Source organism: Methylobacterium sp. Leaf361 (assembly GCF_001424445.1).
Lineage (GTDB): Bacteria > Pseudomonadota > Alphaproteobacteria > Rhizobiales > Beijerinckiaceae > Methylobacterium.
Genome location: NZ_LMPY01000007.1, coordinates 112,385 through 119,621, shown reverse-complemented (window position 1 = coordinate 119,621; position 7,237 = coordinate 112,385). Strand labels below are relative to the sequence as shown.

General features: G+C 73.5%; 4 protein-coding genes, 2 tRNA genes and 1 pseudogene. 5 read left to right on the top strand and 2 right to left on the bottom strand.

Going from position 1 to position 7,237, the window contains the following annotated elements; translation table 11 throughout:
• A pseudogene (locus ASG32_RS33265) lies at window positions 1-139 on the top strand (ferredoxin--NADP reductase); the annotation flags it as partial.
• A gap of 25 nt (window positions 140-164) precedes the next feature.
• Here the strand turns inward: ASG32_RS33265 and ASG32_RS07465 are convergent.
• Window positions 165-458, bottom strand: coding sequence for a helix-turn-helix transcriptional regulator (locus ASG32_RS07465; RefSeq protein WP_056524084.1), 294 nt, complete (start codon window positions 456-458; stop codon window positions 165-167).
• A 604-nt stretch (window positions 459-1,062) separates the two neighbouring features.
• Here ASG32_RS07465 and ASG32_RS33705 point away from each other — a divergent pair.
• From ASG32_RS33705 to ASG32_RS07460, 3 genes are all read left to right on the top strand, one after another.
• A tRNA-OTHER gene (locus ASG32_RS33705) sits at window positions 1,063-1,129 on the top strand.
• Window positions 1,130-1,261, top strand: a tRNA-OTHER gene (locus tag ASG32_RS33700). It abuts the tRNA gene before it with no gap.
• A gap of 224 nt (window positions 1,262-1,485) precedes the next feature.
• Entirely contained in the window at window positions 1,486-3,090 is a 1,605-nt protein-coding gene (locus tag ASG32_RS07460; RefSeq protein ID WP_056524081.1) for a TROVE domain-containing protein, read from the top strand.
• A 34-nt stretch (window positions 3,091-3,124) separates the two neighbouring features.
• Here ASG32_RS07460 and ASG32_RS07455 read toward each other — a convergent pair whose 3' ends face one another.
• Entirely contained in the window at window positions 3,125-6,505 is a 3,381-nt protein-coding gene (locus ASG32_RS07455; protein ID WP_056524078.1) for a DUF3971 domain-containing protein, read from the bottom strand.
• Between the two features lie 252 nt (window positions 6,506-6,757).
• On the opposite strand from ASG32_RS07455, the gene ASG32_RS07450 reads away from it, so the two are divergent.
• Window positions 6,758-7,225, top strand: coding sequence for a peroxiredoxin (locus tag ASG32_RS07450; RefSeq protein ID WP_056524076.1), 468 nt, complete (start codon window positions 6,758-6,760; stop codon window positions 7,223-7,225).
• Window positions 7,226-7,237 lie beyond the last annotated feature (12 nt).

Sequence of the window (7,237 nt, the reverse complement as noted above, 5' to 3'; positions counted from 1 at the left end):
GAACGACCGCTTCATGCTCTGCGGCAGCCCCGACATGATCCGCGACACCCGCGAGCTCCTGACGTCCCGCGGCTACGAGGAGGGCAACCACGGCGAGGCTGCCCACTACGTCATCGAGAAGGCCTTCGTCGAGAAATAGCGCGCCCGCGCAGGCCGGTTCGGCTTCAGCCCGGTGCGGTCGTCCGCGCCGGGCTTTTCTGTGCCGGTGCGTCCCCGGACCCGGTCGCGGGGGCGGGGCGCAGGATCGCCCCGTATCCGTCCTGCGCGTCGCCGACGAAGCGGATGCCCGCCCCTTCGAGGACCGTGCGGATCGCCGCGAGGGTCCGGCTGCGGGGCTGGACCTGCTCGCTCTCGATCATGTTCAGGGTGACGACGGAGACCGCGGCGCGGCTCGCGAGAACCCCTTGCGTCCACTTGAGAAGTCCGCGGCCGGCGCGGATCTGGGCGGCAGTGATCATGGGCCGGAGATCGCCCGAACTGAAAGAATTTTCAAGTTTCCGGTTGACGCAGGCCGAGCGCGACCGTATCCACCGCGCCATCGGCCTGCCGGGCCGGTGATCTGAAGTGACCGCACGCTCCTCGTATCCGCGGCCCGCGCGCCGCGGCGGACGAGTCCGGTTCCCTTCGCAACGGTCGCCGCTGGCAGCCCATCGCAGTTCACCGGCGCGGGCCGGAGACGCTCGGTTATCCCTGTCACGGATCCCCCCGAGCCTCATCGACACGCCCGCGTCACCCGAAGCCCCGTTCGGACGGAGCATGGCATGAAACAGCACGACGGCATCGACGTCGCGGCGTTCGCCCGTCCCGGGCTGATGCGACCGTTACGGTCGTATCGCGGGGCTCTCGGCCCGAGAGGCTGAGCGCGTCTCGAGGACCCTGCGGGCCGGCAGGGGACGGTTATCATCGGTAGAGCGCCGCGGGCTTGTCCCGCGGAGGTTGCGGGTTCGATCCCCGCCGGGGGCCGCGAGGTCGCCGGAGCTCATGCCCGTCCCCGACACCACGACCGCAGGGCCCGGCCAGACGACTGGGGGCGCCGACCGTGCGCGGATCCCGGCCGACGATGCGGGCCGGAGAGGAACGATTATCTTCACCGAAGGGAGGTCGCGGGTTCGAATCCCGCCGGGCCGCGAGGCCCGTAGCTCAGCCCGGATAGAGCGCCCGGACACCGTTCCTCACGCCACGCCCGCATCGCCCGGACGCGGGCCGGAAGACGAAGGTTATCGGGATCCGAGGGGTGCGGGTGCGAGTCCCGCCGGGTCGTCAGGCCCGTAGCTCAAGCAGAGCATCGGATAAGCCCCTCGTCGCCGCCACGCCCGCGCCCGGCCGGACGGAACCCCGCCACCGACCACACGAGATACCGGCCGCGCGCGAGCGGCGGTGGACGACGCGCCGCGGCCGCGTCCCCGCCCGACCGCGCGCGCCGGGACGCGCCACCGGCCGGCGATCGGCCGCGATGGAGAGAGGAGAGACCGAGAGGAGCCCGCCATGACGAAGCTCGCACAGATGTTCCGGCTCCGCGCCACCCCGCAGACGGAGCCGATCCCCGGCACGGTGCCGAACGCCGCCGGAGGCCACGCCTTCGCGGTCGGCGACTGGGCGCGGCTCGACCGCTTCCTGGTGCTCGGCTCCGAGGGCGGCTCGTACTACGCGAGCCCGCGCGCCCTGACCGCCGCGAACGCGGCGGCGGTGCAGCGGTGCATCGCGCAGGACGGCGCCCGCGCGGTCGCCGCCATCGTGGCGGTGAGTGAGGGCGGCCGGGCTCCGAAGCCGGATCCGGCGATCTTCGCCCTGGCGCTGGCCGCCGCGTCGGCGGACCTCGCGACCCGGCGCGCGGCGCTCGCGGCCCTGCCGCGGGTCTGCCGCACCGGCACGCACCTGTTCCAGTTCGCCGCCTCCGTCGAGGCGATGCGCGGCTGGGGCCGGGGCCTGCGCCGGGCGGTCGGTGACTGGTACTGCGCCAAGCCCGTGGAGGCCCTGGCCTTCCAGGCGGTGAAGTACCGGACCCGCCAGGGCTGGTCGCACCGCGACCTGCTGCGGCTGGCCCACCCGGAGACGGAGGAGCCCGCCCGGAAGGCGCTGTTCGACTGGATCTGCCGCGGCACCGTGACCGAGGCCGCCCCCGGGATCGTCCACGCCTTCGCGCGGGTGCAGGCGGAGGGCCTCGACGGGGCGGTGGCCGCCGCCCTGGTGCGCTCGCACGGCCTGCCGTGGGAGGCGCTGCCGACCGGGCTGATGGGCAGCCGCGCGGTGAACGAGGCCCTGATCGAGCGGATGCCGGTCGGCGCCCTCGTGCGCCAGCTCGGCCGCCTGACGGCCGCGGGGGTGCTTGCGCCCTTCTCGGAGGGCACCGAGCACGTCCGGGCAGTCCTGTCGGACCGGGAGCGGATCCTCCGGGCGCGCCTGCACCCGATGGCGCTGCTGCTGGCCCTCAAGACCTACGCCTCCGGGCACGGTCAGCGGGGCAAGCTCGCCTGGGAGCCGGTGGCGGCGATCGTCGAGGCGCTGAACGCCGCGTTCTACACGGCGTTCGGCGCGGTCGAGCCCACGGGCCGGCGCCTCGTGCTGGCGCTGGACGTCTCGGGCTCGATGGGCGCCAGCACGGTCGCGGGCTCGACGCTCACGGCCCGGGAGGCGGCCGCCGCGATGGCGCTCGTCACCGCGGCGACCGAGGAGCACTGGCAGGTGCTGGGCTTCACCGCCGAGGCCGGCCGGGCCTGGAGCCAGGGGGCCGCGCTGACGCCGCTGCCGATCGGGCCGTCGACGCGGCTCGATCAGGCGGTGCGGGCGACCGCCGACCTGCCGTTCGGCGCCACCGACTGCGGCCTGCCGATGCGCTGGGCGCTGGAGCGGGGCGTGAAGGCCGACGCGTTTGTGGTCTACACGGACTCGGAGACCTGGGCGGGGCCGGTCCACCCGGTCCAGGCGCTGCGGGCGTACCGGGAGAAGACCGGGATCCCGGCGAAGCTGGTGGTCGTGGGGCTGGTCTCCAACGGCTTCAGCTTCGCCGACCCGGAGGATCCCGGCATGCTCGACGTGGTCGGCTTCGACACCGCGGCTCCGGCCGTGATCGCGGATTTCATCCGCGCGTGAGACAGGGGCGGGCGGCTCTTCCGGGCTGCCCGCCCTATTGCTGCGGGACGCCCGGCATCCCGTCCGCGAAGGGGCCGCCGCCGGCGCTGAACAGCTTGCGCAGGAAGCCCGGGGCGATCGCCGAGAGCGGGTTCACGCTCACGTCCGGCGAGGCGAGCTTGCCGGAGACGCGGAAATTGACCGCGAACAGGCCCTCGTTGTGGCCGCCGCCCAGCAGCGGCCCGAGCAGCGGCAACTGCGAGGCCACGTTGTTCAGGCCGTAGAGCGGCACGAAGGTGCCGGTCATGTCGGTGCGCTCGCGGCCGGTATCGAGCCAGCCCGACAGGGTGAAGCCCATGGCGGCGTTCGAGATCGCCGCGTCGGTGAAGTCGACGCGGGTGCCGGTGCGCACGAAATTGGCGCGCATGCGGTCGAAGGTGACGTCGCCCGCGCCCCGGCCCGGGGCGACCCGGCGGCCGCGGGCCGTCTCCGCGTCGGACGGCTCCGGGCCCTGCGCCATGATGCTCGACAGCGCGGGCTCGTTGCGCAGGATGAAGTCGCGGATCTGCACGACGCCGGATTGCGGGCCGTCGTTGAGGCCGATCCCGGCCGTGAGCCGGCCGCCATACATCCGCCGGTACACGTCGACGAACCGCAGCGTCGCGCCGGCATCGGCCGATTCCACCGACAGGGTCGGCACGCCGCGCTCGCCGCGGGTCACCGTGGCGGCGAAGGGGGCCGCGCGGAAGCGCCCGGTGATGTTGGCGGCCCGCAGGGTCTTCCCGTGCAGGGAGAGCTTCAGGTTGGCGCCGGTCAGCGCCTCCTCGTTGAAGCCGGTGACGATGGGCACCTGGATGTCGGCGTCGATATCCTTCGGATTCGCGTCCCGCGCCTCTCGGCCGCCCTTCGGGTCGGGGGCGCCCAGCGATTTCAGGAACGGCCGGGCATCGGCCACCGCGCCCCGGACCACGACCTTGTAGCCGCCGCCGGTCCGGTCGAGGCTCACGCGCAGGTCGTCGCCGGGGGAGAGCTTGACGCTGGTCAGGTCCGCCCGCTCCAGGCCGCCCTCCTGGGTGATCGAGACGGTGCCGCGCGCGCTCGCCGGGGCCGCGTCGAGGGCGAAATCCCGCAGGTCGAAGGTCTGGCCGCTGTCGACGAGGGTGAAGGTGAGCCGTCCCGGCTTGCCCGGGGGCTTGGTCAGCCCCGGGACCAGCCCGTCGATCCCGGCCTTCGCCAGATCCGCCTCGACCCGGATCGGCGGCTTGCCGGATCCCGGCCGGCCGATCTGCACCACCGCGCGGACCGGGATGGTGCCGGTGAGCTGCGGCGCGGTCGGCAGGCCCTTGCGGCCGCGGACCGCCTCGTCGAGCGACACGTTGACCACCGCCTCGCCGGGCTGCCCGACCTTCGGCTGGCGCAGGTCGACCGACATGGGCGCGCCCGCGACCCGGCCGTCGCCCTTCAGCGTGAAGGCGCCCCGGTCGTAGACGAGGTTGAACCGGCCCGACTCGAGCCGGTCCCGGCCCATCACCTTGTCGACCGAGAGGTCGGCCAGCGAGCCGGTCAGCGTCACCGGCAGGTCCGGCAGGTCGGGGATGTGCTTGAGGTCGAGGGGGAAGTCCACGCGCAGGTCGGCGCTGCCCTTGATCGTGGCGGGGTCGAGGTCGACGCTCATCACGCTCTTGAACAGCTTGGCCTGGAGCACGGAGGCCATGCCGTCGGCGCCGCCGGAGAGCCGCATCCCGATCTGGGCCACGACCCGGTCCGGGGTGATCTGCGGGATGACGAAGCTGCCGTCCGAGATGGCGAGCCCGCGCCCGTCCGGCCCGTGGACCTCGGCGGTCACGTTGCGCACCGTGGTCGAGCGCCCGGTGATCACGCCGACGACGTTGCCCTTGGTCACCGGCGGGGAATCGGCGGTGACGTCGATGGCCGCGTCCGAGACGTGGAAGTCGATGTGGACCGCGTCGTCCGGGGCGGGGTCGCCCCGGGTGGCGGCCGCCAGGACCGCCCCGGACATCTTCACCTTGATGTCGACGGAATCGACCCGGCCGCGCCGGAGCTGGTCCACCAGGTAGGTGCGGGCCGGCGGCGCGATGTGCTCCGGCCAGAGCCGCAGCCCGGTACGGACCTCGCCGTCGTGGCCGGCGAGGTGCAGGGTCAGGCCGCCGTCGTCGGCGCTCGTGCCGATCGTCCCGGTGATGGCGCCCTTCACGCCGGGCCCCGACAGGGTCAGCGCGTCGATGGAGATCCCGCCGTCGCGGCCGGAGAGCTGCGCGTCCAGGGCGTCGATCTTCACCGGCGCGTCCTGCGGGGTCGCCCCGCGTAAGGTGGCGTCGCGGCTCGCCAGCGTCGCGGTCCAGGTCGTGCTCGCGCCCGCGGGGCTGCCCGTCCACGTCCCCGCGAGGTGCACGGCGTTGCCGGCCCCGCGATAGTCCAGGCCAGTGAGCGACATCACGCGGTTGGCCTCGTCCCAGTCCAGGGAGGCGTCGAGGCTCTCGACCGTGACCGGGTTGAAGTCCTTCTCCTCGATCAGGAACGTGCCGTCGCCGGTGTGGAGCTTGGCGTTCATGGTCCGGATGCGGCCGGCCGTCAGGCTCACGTCGGCGCGGGCCGAGACCTTCAGGTCCGTGGTCAGCGGCAGGCCGGACTGGCCCGAGAGCAGCAGGAGATCCGTGACCGGCAGGTCGTCGAGGGTGATGACGCCCGAGCGCTCCTGCCCGTCCGCGCCGTCGCGCAGCGTGCCGCCGAAGCGCCACTCGCCGTGCGGCCCGTCGAGCCGCAATTCGAAGTTCCGGGTGCCGTTGACCGGGTCGCGCCCGAACAGGCCGTTGACCCGCGCGAAGACCGCGCGCTCGCGGCCGTCCTCGTCGATCAGCCGCAGCCGCGCATCGGTGACGCGCGCGCGGTCGAGGGCGCCGACCACGCCGCCCGGATCGAGGACGACCCCGAAGATCGACGCGATCGCGGCCGAGAGCGGCGAGACGGTGCCGCGCACCCCGTCCACGCTCGGCGGCGTGTGCGGCGCGACGTCGACCGGGTGGTTGGCCTCCGAGGCCGCGAAGGCGATGGAGCCGTCCCGGTGCAGCAGCGCGGTGGTCTGCGTCTCGCGGAACTCGATCGAGCGCGGCTGCAGGTTGAGCCGCAGAAGCCCCCAGGGGTCGAGGCTGACGAGCGCCAGGGGGGCGCGCACCACGAGGTCGCCCTGCGGGTTGCGGATGTCGAGGCCGGAGAAGCGCAGGCTGAGCGCGTTCTCGCGGTCGAGCTCGAGGCTGCTGCCGCGCAGCCCGATGCTCCAGCCGGGTCCGATCCGCTCGGCCACGGCGGCGGCGACGCGGCGCGACAGGCCGTCGATCTGGAGCGGCCCGTTCGACAGGCGCAGGGCCACGAGGCCGACACCGGCGCCGACGAGCAGCACCAGCGCGAGGGCGCTCACGAGGCAGACGCCGCCGACGCGTCGCGCCTTCCCCCGAGGCCTGCATGCCGGCGTTGTCTCGTCCGCCATCGGGACCTTTGTTCCGGGGTCTCTGCGCGCGGCGCCCTCGGGCTCCGCGGCCGGTGGATCGAAGCGCGCCCGCGCTTTACAGCGGCCGCGACTCCGGGCTTGGCTCGGACGTGCGCGGTGCCATCGCTCGAGCCCGCGCACGAGATCGGTTGCACATCATCAATCGGCCGAAAGGAAGGCACGATGCCGCTGTCAGAGGGGGATCCCGCCCCCGATTTCGACCTTCCCGCCTCGGGCGGAGGGCGTGTCGGACTGTCCGCGCTCCGCGGTCACAAAGTCGTGCTCTACTTCTACCCGAAGGACGACACGAGCGGATGCACGCTGGAGGCGCAGGACTTCAACGGCCTGCTGCCGGCCTTCGCGGAGGCGGACGCCAAGGTCGTCGGCCTGTCGCCGGACCCGGTGAAGAGCCACGACAAGTTCTGCAGCAAGTACGGGCTGACCTTCCCGCTCGCCGCCGACGAGGACAAGACCGTGCTCGAGGCCTACGACGTCTGGGTCGAGAAGAGCATGTACGGGCGCAAGTACATGGGCGTGGAGCGCACCACCGTCCTGGTCGACCGGGAGGGGCGCGTCGCCAGGATCTGGCCGAAGGTGAAGGTGCCCGGCCACGCCGAGGCCGTCCTGGCGGCCGCCCGCGCCCTGCCCTGACGTCCCCTTGAC